This window comes from Afipia sp. GW822-FHT03D08, from assembly GCF_058801645.1.
In genome coordinates, this window is sequence record NZ_JBXANK010000003.1 from 612,292 (window position 1) to 628,574 (window position 16,283).

Annotated in this window: 16 protein-coding genes; 8 read left to right on the forward strand and 8 right to left on the reverse strand. The window is 62.8% G+C overall.

The genetic code is table 11. The features are described from left to right. Window positions 1-163: 163 nt before the first annotated feature. Window positions 164-358 carry a hypothetical protein gene (locus tag AC1RM7_RS22170; protein ID WP_006018953.1) on the forward strand — a complete coding sequence of 65 codons (195 nt, stop codon included), beginning with the start codon at window positions 164-166 and terminating at the stop codon, window positions 356-358. A 69-nt stretch (window positions 359-427) separates the two neighbouring features. Here AC1RM7_RS22170 and AC1RM7_RS22175 read toward each other — a convergent pair whose 3' ends face one another. The 3 genes from AC1RM7_RS22175 to AC1RM7_RS22185 all read right to left on the reverse strand — a co-directional run bounded on the left by AC1RM7_RS22175 (window position 428) and on the right by AC1RM7_RS22185 (window position 3,587). Further along, window positions 428-1,525 carry an alkene reductase gene (locus AC1RM7_RS22175; protein WP_024919435.1) on the reverse strand — a complete coding sequence of 366 codons (1,098 nt, stop codon included), beginning with the start codon at window positions 1,523-1,525 and terminating at the stop codon, window positions 428-430. Between the two features lie 250 nt (window positions 1,526-1,775). Then, window positions 1,776-2,276, reverse strand: a complete 501-nt coding sequence (locus AC1RM7_RS22180) for a DUF1993 domain-containing protein (protein ID WP_024919434.1) — start codon at window positions 2,274-2,276, stop codon at window positions 1,776-1,778. Window positions 2,277-2,366: 90 nt separating this feature from the next. Next, window positions 2,367-3,587 (reverse strand): lytic murein transglycosylase, encoded by a 1,221-nt coding sequence (locus AC1RM7_RS22185; protein ID WP_024919433.1) that lies wholly within the window; start codon window positions 3,585-3,587, stop codon window positions 2,367-2,369. Between the two features lie 20 nt (window positions 3,588-3,607). Between AC1RM7_RS22185 and AC1RM7_RS22190 the strand changes: the two genes are divergently transcribed. Next, window positions 3,608-3,826: a hypothetical protein gene (locus tag AC1RM7_RS22190; RefSeq protein ID WP_192824434.1), complete on the forward strand. Its 219-nt coding sequence runs from the start codon at window positions 3,608-3,610 to the stop codon at window positions 3,824-3,826. Here the strand turns inward: AC1RM7_RS22190 and AC1RM7_RS22195 are convergent. After that, the gene (locus tag AC1RM7_RS22195; RefSeq protein WP_024919432.1) at window positions 3,823-5,463 is read right to left on the reverse strand and encodes an isocitrate lyase; all 1,641 of its coding nucleotides are present in this window, start codon (window positions 5,461-5,463) and stop codon (window positions 3,823-3,825) included. The genes AC1RM7_RS22190 and AC1RM7_RS22195 overlap by 4 nt on opposite strands. A 149-nt stretch (window positions 5,464-5,612) precedes the next feature. On the opposite strand from AC1RM7_RS22195, the gene AC1RM7_RS22200 reads away from it, so the two are divergent. The 3 genes from AC1RM7_RS22200 (at window position 5,613) to AC1RM7_RS22210 (ending at window position 8,298) form a co-directional block, all read left to right on the forward strand. Then, window positions 5,613-7,052 carry a helix-turn-helix domain-containing protein gene (locus AC1RM7_RS22200; protein WP_024919431.1) on the forward strand — a complete coding sequence of 480 codons (1,440 nt, stop codon included), beginning with the start codon at window positions 5,613-5,615 and terminating at the stop codon, window positions 7,050-7,052. 269 nt (window positions 7,053-7,321) lie between these two features. Continuing rightward, on the forward strand, window positions 7,322-7,531 hold the full coding sequence (locus tag AC1RM7_RS22205) for a DUF4170 domain-containing protein (RefSeq protein ID WP_006018959.1): 210 nt from the start codon (window positions 7,322-7,324) through the stop codon (window positions 7,529-7,531). Window positions 7,532-7,734: 203 nt separating this feature from the next. Beyond that, window positions 7,735-8,298, forward strand: a complete 564-nt coding sequence (locus AC1RM7_RS22210) for a hypothetical protein (protein ID WP_024919430.1) — start codon at window positions 7,735-7,737, stop codon at window positions 8,296-8,298. Here AC1RM7_RS22210 and AC1RM7_RS22215 read toward each other — a convergent pair. After that, entirely contained in the window at window positions 8,295-9,194 is a 900-nt protein-coding gene (locus AC1RM7_RS22215; protein ID WP_024919429.1) for a metallophosphoesterase family protein, read from the reverse strand. The genes AC1RM7_RS22210 and AC1RM7_RS22215 overlap by 4 nt on opposite strands. Before the next feature lie 191 nt (window positions 9,195-9,385). Between AC1RM7_RS22215 and AC1RM7_RS22220 the strand changes: the two genes are divergently transcribed. After that, window positions 9,386-9,850, forward strand: a complete 465-nt coding sequence (locus AC1RM7_RS22220) for an NUDIX domain-containing protein (protein WP_006018962.1) — start codon at window positions 9,386-9,388, stop codon at window positions 9,848-9,850. A 186-nt stretch (window positions 9,851-10,036) separates the two neighbouring features. After that, window positions 10,037-10,555 (forward strand): GNAT family N-acetyltransferase, encoded by a 519-nt coding sequence (locus AC1RM7_RS22225; RefSeq protein WP_024919427.1) that lies wholly within the window; start codon window positions 10,037-10,039, stop codon window positions 10,553-10,555. 176 nt (window positions 10,556-10,731) lie between these two features. Here AC1RM7_RS22225 and AC1RM7_RS22230 read toward each other — a convergent pair whose 3' ends face one another. Beyond that, a complete protein-coding gene (locus AC1RM7_RS22230) occupies window positions 10,732-13,074 on the reverse strand; it encodes a TonB-dependent receptor (protein WP_024919426.1) in 2,343 nt (780 codons plus the stop codon). A 114-nt stretch (window positions 13,075-13,188) separates the two neighbouring features. Beyond that, on the reverse strand, window positions 13,189-13,542 hold the full coding sequence (locus tag AC1RM7_RS22235) for a DUF2946 family protein (protein WP_024919425.1): 354 nt from the start codon (window positions 13,540-13,542) through the stop codon (window positions 13,189-13,191). 227 nt (window positions 13,543-13,769) lie between these two features. On the opposite strand from AC1RM7_RS22235, the gene AC1RM7_RS22240 reads away from it, so the two are divergent. Then, window positions 13,770-13,991, forward strand: a complete 222-nt coding sequence (locus AC1RM7_RS22240) for a hypothetical protein (protein ID WP_006018966.1) — start codon at window positions 13,770-13,772, stop codon at window positions 13,989-13,991. Window positions 13,992-14,056: 65 nt separating this feature from the next. Here AC1RM7_RS22240 and AC1RM7_RS22245 read toward each other — a convergent pair whose 3' ends face one another. Next, window positions 14,057-16,120 (reverse strand): membrane protein, encoded by a 2,064-nt coding sequence (locus tag AC1RM7_RS22245; protein ID WP_024919424.1) that lies wholly within the window; start codon window positions 16,118-16,120, stop codon window positions 14,057-14,059. Window positions 16,121-16,283 lie beyond the last annotated feature (163 nt).

Here is a 16,283-nt window from a genome sequence, read left to right on the forward strand (position 1 = left end):
CGGGCTGAATACAGGCTCTCTGCTGTTGGCCCGGGATGTGCATACCAGATCGGTATGAGTCGGAAAGAGGCGGTGTGTTGAAGGCTTCAAGGGGCTGAAACCTTTTCAGTCCTTCGGGGTTATAGCGCGTGAGAAACCCTAAGGACGGGGCACGGGATAGAACATGTCGGACACCTACATCATCGAAGTCAGTTCGGAAGCCGCGGGTATCGTTGTTCGCGAGAAGTCGGGTTTTCGCTTCTTCGCGGCGGTGCATAAGTTCAATCCGCTCGATGGCCGCGTTTTCAAGAACGCGCGCGAAGCTGAACGCGCCGCGACGCGGTTTCTTGCCGGGCAACTCGATCCGCTTCCTGCATAAACTCTTCCCAGAACGAAAGAAGGCCGGAGTGCAATCCGGCCTTCTTGATTCAAGATACGCGTGAGCGCGTTATTCCGCCGCGGCCTGACGGCCGAGCACCGGATAGTCGGTGTAGCCCTTCGCGCCGCCGCCGTAGAACGTCGCCTTGTCGAAATCGTTCAGCGGCGCGCCCAGCTTCAGCCGCTCGACGAGATCGGGATTCGAAATAAACGGCTTGCCGAATGCGATCAGGTCGGCCTTGTTCTTGTCCAGCACTTCGGTCGCCAGCTTGAAGTTATAGCCGTTGTTGGCGATGTAGGTGCCGCTGAAGCGCTTGCGCAGGCTGTCATAGTCGAACGGTGCGTTGTCGCGTGGACCGCCGGTCGCGCCTTCAATGACATGGATGTAGATGAGCTTCAGCGCATTGATCTGGTCGACGATGTGGTCGAACAGCGGCTGAGGATTGCTGTCGGATACATCGTTGGCGGGCGTCACCGGCGAGATGCGGATGCCGGTGCGGTCGGCGCCGGCTTCGGCGGCGACGGCCTGTGCCACCTCGATCATCAGGCGCGCACGATTCTCGATCGGGCCGCCGTAGGCGTCCGTGCGCTTGTTGCTGCCGTCCTTGGCGAACTGGTCGAGCAGATAGCCGTTCGCGCCATGAATTTCGACGCCGTCGAATCCGGCTTCGAGTGCGTTGGCCGATGCGCGCTTGAAGCTGTCGATGATGCCGGGTATTTCGCCGAGTTCGAGCGCACGGGGCTCGGAGACGTCGGCGAATGAGCCGCCGACAAAGGTCTTGGTATTGGCGCGGATCGCAGAGGGCGCAACCGGCGCGCCGCCGTTCTCCTGCAAGGTGGTGTGGGAAATACGTCCCACATGCCAGAGCTGGATGTAGATGTGGCCGCCGCGTTCATGAACATGGTCCGTAACCTTGCGCCAGCCCGCAACCTGCTCCTTGGTGTAGATGCCGGGCGTGTCCTGATAGCCCTGGCCCTGCTGCGAGACCTGGCTCGCTTCGGTGATGAGCAGTCCGGCGGAGGCGCGCTGTCCGTAGTACTCGATGGCAAGCGGATTGGGAACGAAGCCCGCGACAGCGCGGTTGCGCGTCAGCGGAGCCATGACGGCGCGGTTCGAAAGGGTGACGGCGCCGAGCTTGTAGGGATCGAAGAGTTTGGAAACGGACATGGCTGCTTTTCCTGAGGGTGACTTCAATGCAGGTGCATGTAAGTATTCCGGCTCTGAAAACGCAAGTCTCGGCCGGTTGAAAAGTGCTGATTCAGGCGGGCTGAATGGCAGTCATGTGTTCCGTGTTTAAAACACAGGCGCGCGCCGCGAAGAATAATTTCCCTCACCTTGGAGGCAAGGCGATGCAAATCGTCTTCACGCCGTCGACGGGACGAAAGAAAGCAGCGTTACGCTGCTTTCTTCATAATCCTTACGCGCCGAGGAAGTCGCGCTTGCCGAGTTCAACGCCGTTGTGGCGCAGGATGTCGTAAGCGGTCGTGCAGTGAAAGAAGAAGTTCGGCAGCGCCATGTGGTTGAGATATTCCTGGCCAGTCACCGTTCGCGTCGTGCCGGGTCCCGAAGGAAACGTAATCTCGCGCGTCCCTGCGCCCTCGAATTTCGACGGCTCGATCGTCTTGATGTTGCTAAGGACCTTCTCGATTCGTGTCTGCAACTCGGCGAATGTATTCTCGGTGTCGGGGAATGACGGAAGTTCAAGCTGCGCGAAGCGTGCAGATGCGCGCACCGCGGCATCGCACGCCGCCATCACCTGCCGCTTGAGCGGATACATGGTCGGGTGCAGCCGTGCGTTCAGCAAAACATCGGGATCGATTGATTTTTCCTTCGCAAAGCCTTCGGCCTTGGCGAGAAATGCAGACATGGCCGTCAGTGTGTGGACAAAGACCGGAACGGAGCCGTCATAGAATGACATGGGGGACCTTTCGGGGAAAATCTTGCCGTGAAGCAGACTGGCCCGATGTAGATGTTCTCTTTGCGCTTACAAGGTGCCGGCAGTTGACAATCAGCCGCCACGCATGCGCGCCAGCAATTCGGCGGTCGGCCATGAATCGGCCGGGAGGCCGTACTTGACCTGCATGGTCTTGATCGCGATGCGGCTTTGCTGGCCGAGAATGCCGTCGATCTTGCCGACGTTGTGGCCCTGCCGCGCGAGCAGTTGCTGCAATTCCTTGATCTCGTTGAACGGCAGTTGCGCAACCGGCGTTGCAGGTTTTCGCATCGGACCTGCGCCTGCAATGCGGGTGGCGAGATAGCCCGCCGTGGTCGAATAGATCAGCGAGTTATTCCACTCGGTGTAGGCGGCGAAATTCGGATAGGCGAGAAACGCCGGCCCAGTGCGGCCCATCGGCAGCAGCACGGAAGCGGGCAGTTCGTCCTTCGGCAGCGGACGCCCGTCGGCATAGGTCACGCCCCAAGCCGCCCATTTCGAGCGTGGATGCTTGATGGTGAGATCGGCCTGATCCCACGGCAGGTTCGCGGGCACGCGGATTTCCTGCAGCCACGGTTCACCGCGCCGCCATTTCAATCCGTTCGCGATGTAGTTCGCGGTCGAGCCGATCACGTCCGGCGCACTGCGCAGCATGTTGCGATGACCGTCGCCGTCGTAGTCCACGGCGTAATCGAAGTAGTGGCGCGGCAGGAATTGGGTCTGGCCGAGCTCGCCGGCCCATGAGCCGATCATCTCTGAGGGCGAAAGATCGCCGCGGTCGATGATCTTCAGCGCGGCGATGGTCTCCTGCCGGAACATCTCGGAGCGGCGGCAGTCATAGGCCAGCGACACCAGCGAGCGCAGCGTCGGCAGCTTGCCCTGCACTGCGCCGAAGTCGCTCTCCAGCGCCCAGAATGCCGTGATCACCGCAGGCGGCACGCCGTATTCTTTTTCGGCGCGCGCAAAGGCCTGCGCGTAGGTCTGGATCAGTTGCTGGCCTTTGACCCTGCGGCCTTCGGATGCCATGCGGCCGGAGAACTCGGTGAAGATCTGGCCGAACACGCGCTGGCCCCTGTCGCGGTTCACGATGCCCTGATCGTAGACCATGTAGGGCGAGGCGGCGGCAATCGCGCGCTGCGACACGCCGGCGGCGACCGCGTCCTGCTTCAATTGGGCCAGAAACTGATCGAAGCTCTGGCCGCCATGGCAGCGTGCGCCGGATTGGGCGTGGGCGGGGGAGGCGAACGCAGCAGCGCCGACAAGCAGAACGCCAAACATGGAAGGAAAGCGCAGCATGAGAGTTTCCCCTGAATGTCATGGCCGGGCTTGACCCGGCCATCCATCTAAAATCTTCGTCGATTTGTGCTGCGATGGATTGCCGGGTCAAGCCCGGCAATGACGAATTGGATGTTGTTTACAATTCCCTGGCGTGGCCGAACGCAAGAGCGACACGCGGCACCCAGCTTCCGCAAAAGAAAATGCCCGGCTTTGAGGCCGGGCATTTCGTTGTTGATTGTGTCGAGCCGTTCGTTTAGCCGAACTGGTTCATTGTGTTGTGAGCGCCACCGGCCTTGAGGGCCGCTTCGCCAGCGAAGTATTCTTTGTGGTCGTCGCCGATGTCGGAGCCGGCCATGTTCTGGTGCTTCGCGCAGGCGATACCCTGGCGGATTTCCGCACGCTGAACGTTCTTCACGTAGCCGAGCATGCCCTGGTCGCCGAAGTATTCCTTCGAGAGGTTGTCGGTCGACAGCGCAGCCGTGTGATAGGTCGGCAGCGTGATCAGGTGGTGGAAGATGCCGGCGCGCTTGGCCGAATCCGCCTGGAAGGTGCGGATCAGCTTGTCGGCTTCGATCGCCAGCGGCGTGTCGTCATACTCCACCTTCATCAGGTCGGCGCGGTTGTACTTGCTGACGTCCTTGCCGGCCGCCTTCCACTCGTCGAACACCTGCCAGCGGAAGTTCAGCGTCCAGTTGAACGACGGCGAGTTGTTGTAGGCCAGCTTCGCGTTCGGGATCACCTCGCGGATGCGATCGACCATTTCGGCGATCTGCGCGATGTTCGGACGCTCGGTTTCGATCCACAGCAGGTCAGCGCCGTGCTGCAGCGAGGTGATGCTGTCGAGAACGCAGCGATCGACGCCGGTGCCGGAGCGGAACTGGTACAGGTTGCTCGGCAGGCGCTTCGGACGCAACAGCTTGCCGTTGCGGCTGATGATCACGTCGCCGTTGCCGACGTTGGATGCGTCAACTTCGTCGCAGTCGAGGAAGCTGTTGTACTGGTCGCCGAGATCGCCCGGCTTGTGGCTGACGGCGATCTGCTGGGTGAGGCCGGCACCGAGCGAGTCGGTGCGGGTCACGATGATGCCGTTGTCCACGCCGAGTTCGAGGAACGCATGGCGGCAGGCGCGGATCTTCGCGATGAAGACCTCGTGCGGCACGGTGACCTTGCCGTCCTGATGGCCGCACTGCTTTTCGTCCGACACCTGGTTTTCGATCTGCAGGGCGCAAGCGCCTGCCTCGATCATCTTCTTGGCGAGCAGATAGGTTGCCTCGGCGTTGCCGAAGCCTGCGTCGATGTCGGCGATCACCGGCACGACGTGGGTCTGGAAGTTGTCGATCTTGTCGATCAGCGCAGCTTCCTTGGCCTTGTCGCCAGCCTTACGGGCAGCGTCGAGCTCACGGAAGATGTCGTTCAGTTCACGCGCGTCGGCCTGACGCAGGAACGTGTAGAGTTCTTCGATCAGCGCCGGCACCGAGGTCTTCTCGTGCATCGACTGATCCGGCAGCGGTCCGAATTCGGAGCGCAGCGCTGCGATCATCCAGCCCGACAGGTAGAGGTAACGGCGGTCGGTCTTGCCACCGAAGTGCTTCTTGATCGAGATCAGCTTCTGCTGGGCGATGAAGCCGTGCCAGCAACCCAGCGACTGGGTGTATTTGGTCGGATCAGCGTCGTACGCCGCCATATCCGCGCGCATCACGTCGGCGGTGTAGCGGGCGATGTCGAGGCCGGTCTTGAAACGGTTCTGCAGGCGCATGCGGGCAACCGCCTCGGCGGTCACGCCGTTCCAGGCCGGATGGTCCTTGAGGAGGGCCTCAGCCGCAGTGAGTTCCGCCTTGTAGGAAGACGGGCCTTGAATTGCCTGGTCGGAGATTCCGCGCGATTGATAATTCATGGTGGTGTTCCCTTGTGAAGTTGTCCCTGTTTCAACCCATTGCGCGGCCATTCGCTAGAGGGATTGAAGATAGCTTGTCAGACTTTACAAACTTTTGTTGTAATGCTGTAATTAGTTTACAATAGAGGTAAGTCAGTAGGACGATTCCGATGGCAACAGCCACAATCCGCTCGGTTTTCATGGGTCCGCGGCTGCGGCGGCTGCGGCGCGATCTGGGGCTGACCCAGGCCGACATGGCGGCGGATCTGGACATTTCCGCGCCTTATGTGGCGCTTCTGGAGCGCAATCAGCGGCCGGTCACGGCGGATATGCTGCTGCGCCTTGCCCGTACCTACAAGATCGACCTCGCCGATCTCGCGGGCGACGGCGGCGCCGATCATACCGCGCGGATGCAGGCGGTTCTGAAAGAGCCGATGTTTGCCGACATCGATATTCCGCCGCTTGAAATCAGCGATATCGCCATCGGCTATCCCGGATTGGCGGAAGCATTCCTGCGGCTCTACACGGCCTACCGCGAGGAACAGCTCGCACTGGCCGATCGCAGGAGCCCCGGCCTGACAGGGGCTGCATCGCGCTCAGGGCCTGGCGGTTTGGATGCCAACGATCCGGTCGCGGAAGTCCGGCGGTTTCTGGCCGCGCGCCGAAATAACTTCGCGGATATTGACGATGCGGCAGAGCGCATTCTTCAGGGGCCGGCGGATCAGGCCTGGCTGATCGAGCGGCTGCGCTCGCGGCATAATCTCCGCGTCCGCCATTTGCCGCCCAATGTCATGCTCGGCTCGGTGCGGCGGCTGGATCGTCACCGCAAGGAAATCCTGTTCGATGACTCGCTCGACACCGCGAGCTTCAACTTCCAGTTGGCTCAGCAACTCGCCTATCTCGAATTCGAAGATGAGATCGGTGCAGCGTTGAAAGCCGGCCAGTTCACCACCAAGAGCGGCGAACTCCTGGCGCACCGGTCGCTCGCGAGTTACGCCGCGGCGGCGCTCATCATGCCGTATTCCGCATTCGTGAAAGCCGCGGAGGCGCGCCGCTACGATATGGAAGCGCTGGCGCGCCAGTTCGGAACCAGTTTCGAGCAGACCGCGCACCGCATCACGACATTGCAGCGGCCGGGCTCCGAGAAGGTTCCGTTCTTTCTGATCCGCGTCGATCCGGCAGGCAATATTTCCAAGCTGCTCGACGGCGCCGGCTTTCCCTTTGCAAAGCACGGCGGCGCGTGTCCGCTGTGGTCGGTGCACGGGGTGTTCAAGACCCCGCGCCAGATTGTGACGCAGTGGCTGGAATTGCCTGACGGCCAGCGCTTTTTTTCCATTGCCCGAACCGTCACCGCCGGCGGCGGCTCGTTCGGCGCGCCGCGTGTGGAGCGCGCCATCGCCATCGGATGCGCGGCTGAACATGCGGAAAAGCTGATTTATACCAGCGATGACTCCGGGCCCCGCGCTGACGCGCCGACGCCGATTGGCGTCGCGTGCCGCGTCTGTCATCGTCCGACATGCGCCGCGCGATCCGAACTTCCGATCGGCCGCGAACTGTTGCCTGACGATTACCGGCGGCTCAGCGTTCCGTTCGGATTTTCGTCCGATTGAGAGTTCATCGCGCGACGGTCTCTTGAGCGCGAAGTTCGCCTTATTTTGCAGTACTTTCTGTGGCGATGACGCGGACCCGCGAACCGCCGCACTGGATTATTGCAAAATTTCCATTACAAAAGCCGCCGACGTGATTAGATAGTGTTCAGATCAGTACACGACGAGAAGCGCAGCGGCTGAAATGCCGGGCATGACTGGAAGCCGATCGGTTTCCGAAACATGCTCCCAAAAACAGTCTGGTGCGCTCAAGCTAACGAACGGAGACTCACATGAGCGGCGGCAGCATTTTCTGGGTGATCGGCGGAGAGTTCGGCTCGATGAACTTCCACAAACTCGTGGCGGGCTCGGCACAGGTTCAGGGCCCCTTCAAGACCCGGAAGGAAGCCGAGGACGCCTGGCGTGTCGTCTCCGAAGAGAACCGTCATCGCGGCAGCGTTCGCTTTTCCATCGTGGAAGAGCCGAACCGCTCGAATACCTGACACCGACAACTCCCGGGCGGGGTGCGTCGCCCGCCCCAATTTACGGCCCTGTTCCGCTTCCGGACGGGGCCGTTTTCATTTTGGGACATGAACAACGCCATGAAACCACGCGCGAAACGGCCCGAGGCCTTGGCGCGGGAACAGGGTTACTGATAGATTAAGGGTGTCGAAACAAACCTATCGAACCCTAAGGTTTTCAGGTCATGGCGGAACAGAGCGTCCCGAGCGATTCAGCCGGCAAACTGAACCCGTTCCGGCTGCGCGACGCCCTGCGGAAGGCACGCATCGAGGCCGCCGACCGCACCAGCGTCGTTGTGGATCTGCGCGACGCCGAAGTCGCCCGGCTGGAAATTCTCAACGACGCGCTCGATTCGCTGTTCTCCGAGATTCCGGCTGGGGTCGATCTGTTCGATCGCGGCATCAGCCAGGGCGACACGCCGCGGCTGTGGATCGACGCCGTCGCGCATATCGCGATGGGCCGCGACAAGCGCATCTACCGCTTCGTGCAGGACACCCGCTTCGGGCGCATTGTGATCGCCGAGTCGCACGACATCCCGGTGATGGTCGACGCGGTGACGGATTATATCGCGCGCCGCCTGATCGAACGCGAGCACGCGATGGTGGTGACGCCGGCTCCCGCACCCGTGACGGCTGCCGCTATCCCGGCGAAGCGCCGCAGTGCTGTCTGGACCTTCGCGTTCGGATTCGCCGCAGGTCTCGCCGCGCTGTTCGGCTTCGCTCTGGTGATGGCGCTGCGCGGAATCTAGATCAGTTTCTCATCCTTGATCTCGCCGAGCATCATGCCGTCGGCGAAACCGCGCACGCGATGCTGGCAGCGCCACGCATCGCCGTTTCGTTCGATTGAAAACAGATTGTAGGCGGCGGGATGATTGTGCCCGTGCGCCATTGCGGAGGCGGACGGCACGCCGATCGCGGGAATCCGTCCGCGCGGTCCGTCGAGCCAGACGGTGGCATGGCGGTGATCGTGTCCGTGCAGCACGAGTTCGACGCCGTGGCGCGCAACCAGACCCAGCAGTTCATCGGAATCGCGCAATCGCGCCGCCCAGCGGCCCGGCGTTGTCACCGGCGGATGGTGGATCATCAGCACGCGAAACAGCTTCTCGGAAGCAAGCTTCGGCAGCAGCTTCTCGAGATCGCTCCGCTGCTGCTGCCCGAGCCGCCCGGTCGCCATGAAGGGTGCTGTGGGAACAGCAGTGGACACGCCGATCAGCGCAAGCGGGCCGCGCCGCCGCAGATAGGGGAATGTCGCTTCGCTGTTCTTCGCTGCGCCGTCGCCGCGAAGATAGTCCGCCCAGGCTTGCGGAAAATGGTCGCGGATGCCGCGCACATAGGCGTCGTGATTGCCCGGCACCAGCGACACATCCTCCGGCGTACCGACGCTCGTGAGCCATCTGTGGGCTTCGGCAAATTCCAGCGGCAGCGCGATGTTAACGAGGTCGCCGGTGACGGCGATGTGGTCCGGCTGCTGCGCGTGCATGTCGGCGACGAGTTCGCCGAGCACTTCGCGCCGGTGGACCATGTGCCGCTTGCGCCGCCAGTTGAGATAGCCGATCGCGCGCTTGCCCACGAGTTCGCGCAGACGCGGCCGCGGCATCGGGCCGAGATGCGGATCGGACAGATGCGCGAGCACGAACGACGTCATAACCTTTTGTTACATGCGTTATCTCGAAATGTCATGATATTCAGAATGCCGCACATCGTCGTGCCCGGGCTCTTGACGCGGGCATGACGACTTTCTTGATGGTTTGCTGGACGTGGATCGCCGGATAATCCGGCCATGACGGCGTCGGGATTTCGGAACTGATTTTGACGAAGGACATCTCAAACGTTCGCATGAAAATCGAGCCTCTGCTCCGGCGCATGTTTCACGTCTACTGGCGCTTCGCCCGGGGCATGACGCTCGGCGTGCGCGCGGTCGTGCTCGATGGCGAGAACCGCGTGTTTCTGGTCAAGCACAGCTACGTCTCCGGCTGGCATCTGCCGGGCGGCGGCGTCGAGACCGGCGAGACTTTCCTGAGTTCACTGAAGCGCGAACTGATCGAGGAGGGCCGGATCGAGATGACCGGCGAGCCGCTCCTGCATGGCCTGTTCTTCAACCGCCGGGTGTCGCCGCGCGACCATGTCGCGGTCTATGTCGTGCGGCAGTACCGGCAGGACCGGATGCCTGAGCCCAACCACGAAATCGTGGCCTGCGGCTTTTTCAGTGTCGCAGATCTGCCATCCGACACCACCCAAGGGACAAGGGCGCGGATCGCCGAAGTGCTGGATAACCGGCCTTTGACCGAGGACTGGATTTAACCGCCTCCGTCATTCCGCGGCGCGAGCGAACCCGGAATCCAGTCGTTCTGGATTCCGGGCCTGCGCGTGAAGGACGCGCATCCCGAAATGACGGCGGGTGAACTCGTGATTGGGCGGAGATTTCAGCTCAGTCGATCCGGTGGGCCGTAGACCGTGCCCACGCCAGATGCTAATTCGCGGTCCATCATGTCCGACCTTTCCCTGACCATCCTGGCCGAAACCCCCGGCGACGAGCAGGCCATCGAGCGCCTGCACGAGCGCACGTTCGGGCCGGGCCGTTACGCGCTCAGCGCCTATCGGCTGCGGGAGCATGTCGATCATCTGCTCGATCTGTCGTTCACCGCACGGATCGGCACGCTGATGGTCGGCTCGGTGCGGCAACTGCCGGTCTGCATCGGCAACACGCCGGCATTGTTGCTGGGGCCGCTCACCGTCGAGCCGCCGTTCCGCGATCGCGGCGTCGGCCGGGCGCTGCTCGACCGCGCGTTGAAAGATGCGAAGGCAAAGGGTCACCGGCTGGTGCTGCTGGTCGGCGACGAGGCCTATTACAGCCGCGTCGGCTTCAAGCGGATTCCGAAGGGGCAGGCGACGATGCCGGGACCGGTCGATCACGCCCGGCTATTGGTGCACGAACTTGTCGAGGGCGCTTTTGAAGGCGTCAGCGGAGCGATCCGTCCCGACTGGAATTTCGCGCGGGCGCGGTGACGCAAAGGATTTTTCGGTTTTACCTCTCCCCGTGTACGGGGAGAGGTCGGATTGCGAAGCAATCCGGGTGAGGGGCCGGGCATCGCGGTGTGCGACAACATTTTGCCCCTCACCCCAACCCTCTCCCCGCAGGCGGGGAGAGGGAGAAGCAAACGCTTCGCTCGCAATGACGGCTGTCAGTACTTCACATTTGCAAACATACGCACGCCGATGCCCGGCAGCAGCACCTGATCCTTGCTGTAGGATACGGAGTTGCGGATGTCTTCATTGAGCAGGTTGTCGCCGACAACACCGAAGGTGAATTCCTTCGCACTCCACCAGTCGCTCTTGGCGAGCTTTGTGGTGTAGCTCAGCTCGGCTCGCAGACGGTTATAGCCCGGTGTCGCGGTCTCGATGCCGCCGATGTCGTTCTGGGCGAAAGCATGCAGAAGGTTGACGCGGGCGAGCCAGTTGGCGTCGCGATAGTAGACGCCGCCGCCAAGCCGCTGCGGCGGAATGCGCGGCACGTTGGTGCCGTCGGTGAAGGTGGCGCGCACGACGTCATATTGTCCCTCAATGCCGAACTGTCCGGCCCAGAGCGGCAGCACATCGTACTGAAACTGGAATTCGGCCCCGCGGAAGGTCGCATCCTTCTGCGAGTAGATCGCCTGATTGAGTTCGAGACCCGGGCCGGCCTGACACGTGACATCTTGACATGTATTGCCGGTCAGCCGCCGGTAGATGAAGCCGTCGAAGCGCGTGTAGTAACCGGTGAGTTCGAACCGGAACGGCCCGGTCGCGCGGCGCAGACCGACCTCGACCGACTTTGCGGTCTCGATGCCGAGATTCGGATTGCCGATATCGAAAGTCGTTGTCGCATCGTGACCGCCGCGCGAGAACAGCTCGGCGGGCTTGGGCGCGCGTTCGGTGTACTGGCCGGTGATGCTGGCCGCCAGATTCCACGGAAGATTCTGGATCAGGCCGATGCTGCCGCTCTTCGGCGTGAAGTTCAGATTGCGCGGTGTCGCCGGACCGATCGCCGTAGGATCGACATTGAGATCAAACAGGTCCGGAACGAAGGCCGGCGTGGTGCCACTCAAATTCACATGTTCGACGCGCGCTGCCACCTGCGCCTTGGTGATCTCGCTGAACTTGAACTCGTTGAAGATGTAGCCAGCGACCTTGGTGTTCCTGTTCGGGTCCCACAGGCCGTTGAGCGGGCTGCCCGGATCGTCCGGGCTCGGCGCGGTCAGTTCCTGGTGCGAGGCCTGCACGCCGACCGCAGTGGTCAAGGCCGCAAAGCGCAGATTGAGCGGCGCGAACTGCACCTCGACGCGGCCTTCCTGCTCCTTGTTGGTGAAGGTCTGGCGCACGCCGTCGCTTGAAAAATCAGCCGGATCGGCCAGGCCGATTTCATTGTGCTTATAGTCGGTGGCGCCGGCCCAGAACCGGATCACGTCGATAGCTTTGGTGTCGGGGTGATAGTCGCCCTTCACCGTCAGCTTGGTCTGCCGCGCACTGATGCGGGTGCGGTGGTCTTCGCCGTCCTCGCCGGGGATGTGATAGATGCTGTTGTTCTGCTGGATGGCTGCGCCGATGAATCCGCCTGCGAAGAAATACGATCCGCCGATCGATGCGCCGTCGGATTGTGATGAGGAGTTCGGCTGCTTGCCGGTGAATGGCCGTGTCGGATCGAAGCGGTAGGGCGAATTCGGAATGCTGTAGTCTTCGGTCTTGCGCGCGAAAGCGTCGGCATGGATCGCGACGTTGTTGCCTGCGGCATCAAGCAGCACCGCGCCTTCGCGTCCGAGATCGACGCTCGATAACGACGAGCGCGTCTCAAAGCTGGCGCAGGGATTCGACGGCGAGAGCTGCGGCGCCTGGACGTTGTATCCGTAGGTCTGGATCGAGGGTACCGCGCTGCACGGCAGGGTATCGGGAATGCGGTTGTTGCTGGCGCTGACCACGCCGCCGATTGACTGCGATCCGTAGCGTAGCGTTGCCGGACCGCGGATGACCTCGACCTGATTGGTCGAGAGCGGATCGATCGGCACGAAATGATCTTCGCCAAGATCTGATGCGCCGTTGCTGCCGATGCCGTTCTCGACAATGCCGACGCGATTGACGTCGAGCCCGCGGATAATCGGACGGCTCGATGCGCCGGGCGCGAAGGACGAGCCGGTGATGCCGGGCTTGTTGTTCAGGAGATCGCCGAGAGTTGCGGCGGCGCTGCGGCGGATTTCCTCATTGGGCACCACGGTAACGGTGGCAAACTGATCGGTGACAATCGGCAGTGTGCCCGCAAAGGTCTCGGGGTTGGGCGCAGGGGCAGCGGCTGGCGCTGCGGCCGTCGTGCGGCCCGGCTGCGCGCTATGCCGATGCGGCCGCTGGATCGGGCTCGGCGCCTGCACGACGATTTCGGGCAGCGTTTCGCCGGCGCCAGGGTCGGCCTGCTGCGACCGCGCGGCGCCGTTGACGAGAAGCGCCATGGCGACGGCGGAGCCGCCGGCCAGCGAGGCGCGAAGAAACTTGTACGACATGATGCTTTGATCCTGATGCCGCCTCCGATCCATCGTGTGGGACCGGGCGGCTCACCTCGAATGTCCCGCGATCACCGCTGCGCGGCGACCGTCGGGATCGGACAACAATTCGAGTCAGGCTTGCGGAGGTGCGCGGGAGCGGAATGCGCCGCGGCGGGCGTCCTCCGCGATGGTTTTATAATGGAAGGCGGTCCGGAGCGCCGTGACCGTCAGCGGCATCGTCAGCGAGGGTGGAACTGCTGCCACGAGGGTGTTGGCCATCGCCATGGTTGCGCAGATGGCGCACAGGTCGTGATGGACATCCTGGTCGTGGTCTGTATCGGGCGTCGATGCTTGCGACTGGCTCGCCGCGATACCGGCAACGGCGACATCGTGGTGGCAATGGCCGAACGACAGGCCGAGTTGCAGCGCCAGCGCGAACAGCGCCAGCAGCGACAGCCTCTTTGCCCTCGATCGCAGCCAGTTCATGAGCCGATGCGCCCTACACTCATCCGGTTAGACCCATCCGGTCCGGTTCCAGATGTTATAATATAACATCGCTGGTCGAGGCCAGGGTGTCAACTCAGGAGGCTGGAGGGGGTGGCCGAAAGCGGCGGCGCGCGACCAAAAGGACACAGGGCGCGGCTGTTACATGGCTGTCATGGTTGACCGAATCGTAACGAACGGCTGTTCTCATTCGCGCGAGGAGAGCGTGAATGCTCAAGTATTTTGAGAACGTCCGTCTTGTGCGAATGGCGGATGGTAAAACCTACAAGCTCATTCGTGATCTGGGCCTGGTCAAAGGCGGGAAGGGGCTTCGCTGCCACGAAGCGATCATGACCTTCCAGCTCAAGTTGAAGCCCGTCAGCATCCATGTTCCGCTATCGGAGCTGATCTCGATGCTGTCGGTCGCGGTGGCCCGGCGTTCGGCCGCTTAACTTTCCACCACGTCTGAATTTGCAGCCAGCTTGCTCATTGGCCCAGTCGGCCAATGGCCGAGAAACTAGCGGCCTTCCCGCAGCCAGGTGCTGGCGAATGCGCCGAGCAGCAGCAACAGGCCAATCAGGCCGGCGAAGATCGGCAGCACGCCGATGCCGCGCACCACGCTCGCATCGCGCATTTTAACGCCGAGCCAGCCTTCGCCGCGAAACACGGTCGAGGCGCGCACCGGCAGCACGCGCGGCAGATCGATGCTGCCGCTGTCGGCCACGCGGCGCGCATCGCCGCCGGTCGCCTGCAACAGCGGGCGCAGCGCTTCCGTTGTCGATGTGACTTCCGCGAATTCCTTCGGATTGACCGGGCCGACATTGATCAGCGCCTTCAGCGACCCGTCGGTGGCCTGCCAGAGGCCAAGCTCGTCGGCGCTGATCGAGGCGCGCCATTCGCCGGGTTCGCCGGCGTTCAGCGTCACCTGGCGCATCACACCGGACGGAGAGGTAATGGTGACCGGCGACACGGTGTCGGCCATGGTCTGGCGCACCGCGACGAGATCGCGGCCCTCGACTTTCAGCCGCAGTGCTTCCTCATCGAGATCCGGCTGCTTCATCAGCCAGTGCGACATCCGCCGCAGCAGATCGAGATGCGGGCCGCCGCCTTCATAGCCGCGCGCCCACAGCCAGATGTGGTCGGACAGCAGCAGCGCGACGCGGCCTTCGCCCTGCCGTGACAGCAGCAGCAGCGGCTTGCCGTCGGCGCCTTCCATGATCGGCGGGTTGGCGGGGTTGCGCGTGTCGATCAGGCGGAAGAAGCGGCTCCAGTGCGGCGGCTCGCTGCTGGAGCCTTCAAGCCCGCGCGTCACCGGATGGCGCTTGCCGACATTGCTCAGGCGCGCTGTGAAAGCCTGTTCGCTGACGCCGACCGGCTCTGCGGGGAGGATCGCATCGAGCGGCGTGCGCCAGATGCTGGTCGGGCTCGCATAATCGGGTCCCGCCGAAACCAGAACCGCGCCGCCGTTGCGCACATAGCGGGTGATGTTGTCGAAATACGAAATCGGCAGCACACCTTGCCGCGCGTAGCGGTCGAAGATGATGAGCTGGAATTCGTTGATCTTCTGCTGAAACAGTTCGCGGGTCGGAAATGCGATCAGCGACAGTTCGTTGATCGGGGTGCCGTCCTGTTTCTCGGGCGGGCGCAGAATGGTGAAATGCACCAGATCGACGCTGGCGTCCGACTTCAGCAGGTTGCGCCAGGTGCGTTCGCCGGAATGCGGCTCACCGGACACCAGCAGCACGCGCAGCTTGTCGCGGACGCCGTCGATGGAAACCACAGCGCGGTTGTTCACCGGCGTCAGCTCATCGTCGAGCTTCGAGGCCTCGATCTCGACAATGTTCGGCCCCGCATGCGGAATCTCGATGGTTACGCTGACCTGCTCGCCGCTGCGCACTGCGCGCTCGCTCAGCACGTCGCCGTCGCGCCGGACCACAACCCGGGCGCTCTGGTTGGTCACGCCCTGATCGTCGAGGCGATAGGTGATGGTTTGGGTCTGCCCGACAATGCCGAAACGGGGTGCGGCGACAATGGCGACGCGGCGGTCGCGCTCGTTGCTGCGCCCGGTGATCAGCGCATGCACCGGCGCATTGAAGCCGATGGCGGCGGCAGTGGCGGGAATGTCGTGCACCCGTCCGTCGGTGATGAGAAACGCACCGGCCACGCGGTCGGTCGGCACATCGGACAGCGCCGAGGTGACCGCCGAGAACAGCTTGGTGCCGTCGGTTTCGCCGTCGGCCTGTCCGGCCTCGACGACGCGCACCTCAAGTCCCTTGATGTCTTTCAGACGGGCGACCAGTGCCTCGCGCGCCTCGTTGGTCTCGCGGGTGCGCTCGCCGAAATTCTGGCTTGGGCTCTTGTCGATCACGACAGCCGCGACCGAGGTCAGAGGTTCGCGCTCTTCGCGCGTAAACGACGGATTGGCCAGCGCCAGCAAAATCAGGGTGAGTGCGGCGACACGCACCGCTGCGCCGCGCGCACGCGCCATCATCAGGACAGCAGCGATCACGACGATGGCAGCGAGGCCGACCCACAGCACGAGCGTGGGAACGAGGGGCGCGAATGCAATGCCATACTGCATGAATTAGCTCGATGCTCTGACGTCATCCTGAGGTGCGCGCCGTCCCGATGCGCCTCGAAGGATAACGATGTCTGTACCTTGGTAAGGCCCGGTGTTGAAACTTGCTGTCCACCTCTCCCCGAGGGGGAGAGGTCGGCGCGAAGCGCCGGGTGAGGGGGTTCGG

Bases quoted from the DNA above. Each gene is read 5' to 3' on its own strand.
- AC1RM7_RS22210 (WP_024919430.1), top strand. From the start codon at position 7,735: ATGGCGGAACAGAGCGTCCCGAGCGATTCAGCCGGCAAACTGAACCCG.
- AC1RM7_RS22215 (WP_024919429.1), bottom strand. From the start codon at position 9,194: ATGACGTCGTTCGTGCTCGCGCATCTGTCCGATCCGCATCTCGGCCCG.
- AC1RM7_RS22200 (WP_024919431.1), top strand. From the start codon at position 5,613: ATGGCAACAGCCACAATCCGCTCGGTTTTCATGGGTCCGCGGCTGCGG.
- AC1RM7_RS22245 (WP_024919424.1), bottom strand. From the start codon at position 16,120: ATGCAGTATGGCATTGCATTCGCGCCCCTCGTTCCCACGCTCGTGCTG.
- AC1RM7_RS22240 (WP_006018966.1), top strand. From the start codon at position 13,770: ATGCTCAAGTATTTTGAGAACGTCCGTCTTGTGCGAATGGCGGATGGT.
- AC1RM7_RS22235 (WP_024919425.1), bottom strand. From the start codon at position 13,542: ATGAACTGGCTGCGATCGAGGGCAAAGAGGCTGTCGCTGCTGGCGCTG.
- AC1RM7_RS22175 (WP_024919435.1), bottom strand. From the start codon at position 1,525: ATGTCCGTTTCCAAACTCTTCGATCCCTACAAGCTCGGCGCCGTCACC.
- AC1RM7_RS22205 (WP_006018959.1), top strand. From the start codon at position 7,322: ATGAGCGGCGGCAGCATTTTCTGGGTGATCGGCGGAGAGTTCGGCTCG.
- AC1RM7_RS22185 (WP_024919433.1), bottom strand. From the start codon at position 3,587: ATGCTGCGCTTTCCTTCCATGTTTGGCGTTCTGCTTGTCGGCGCTGCT.
- AC1RM7_RS22195 (WP_024919432.1), bottom strand. From the start codon at position 5,463: ATGAATTATCAATCGCGCGGAATCTCCGACCAGGCAATTCAAGGCCCG.
- AC1RM7_RS22190 (WP_192824434.1), top strand. From the start codon at position 3,608: ATGGCCGGGCTTGACCCGGCCATCCATCTAAAATCTTCGTCGATTTGT.
- AC1RM7_RS22180 (WP_024919434.1), bottom strand. From the start codon at position 2,276: ATGTCATTCTATGACGGCTCCGTTCCGGTCTTTGTCCACACACTGACG.
- AC1RM7_RS22230 (WP_024919426.1), bottom strand. From the start codon at position 13,074: ATGTCGTACAAGTTTCTTCGCGCCTCGCTGGCCGGCGGCTCCGCCGTC.
- AC1RM7_RS22220 (WP_006018962.1), top strand. From the start codon at position 9,386: ATGAAAATCGAGCCTCTGCTCCGGCGCATGTTTCACGTCTACTGGCGC.
- AC1RM7_RS22225 (WP_024919427.1), top strand. From the start codon at position 10,037: ATGTCCGACCTTTCCCTGACCATCCTGGCCGAAACCCCCGGCGACGAG.
- AC1RM7_RS22170 (WP_006018953.1), top strand. From the start codon at position 164: ATGTCGGACACCTACATCATCGAAGTCAGTTCGGAAGCCGCGGGTATC.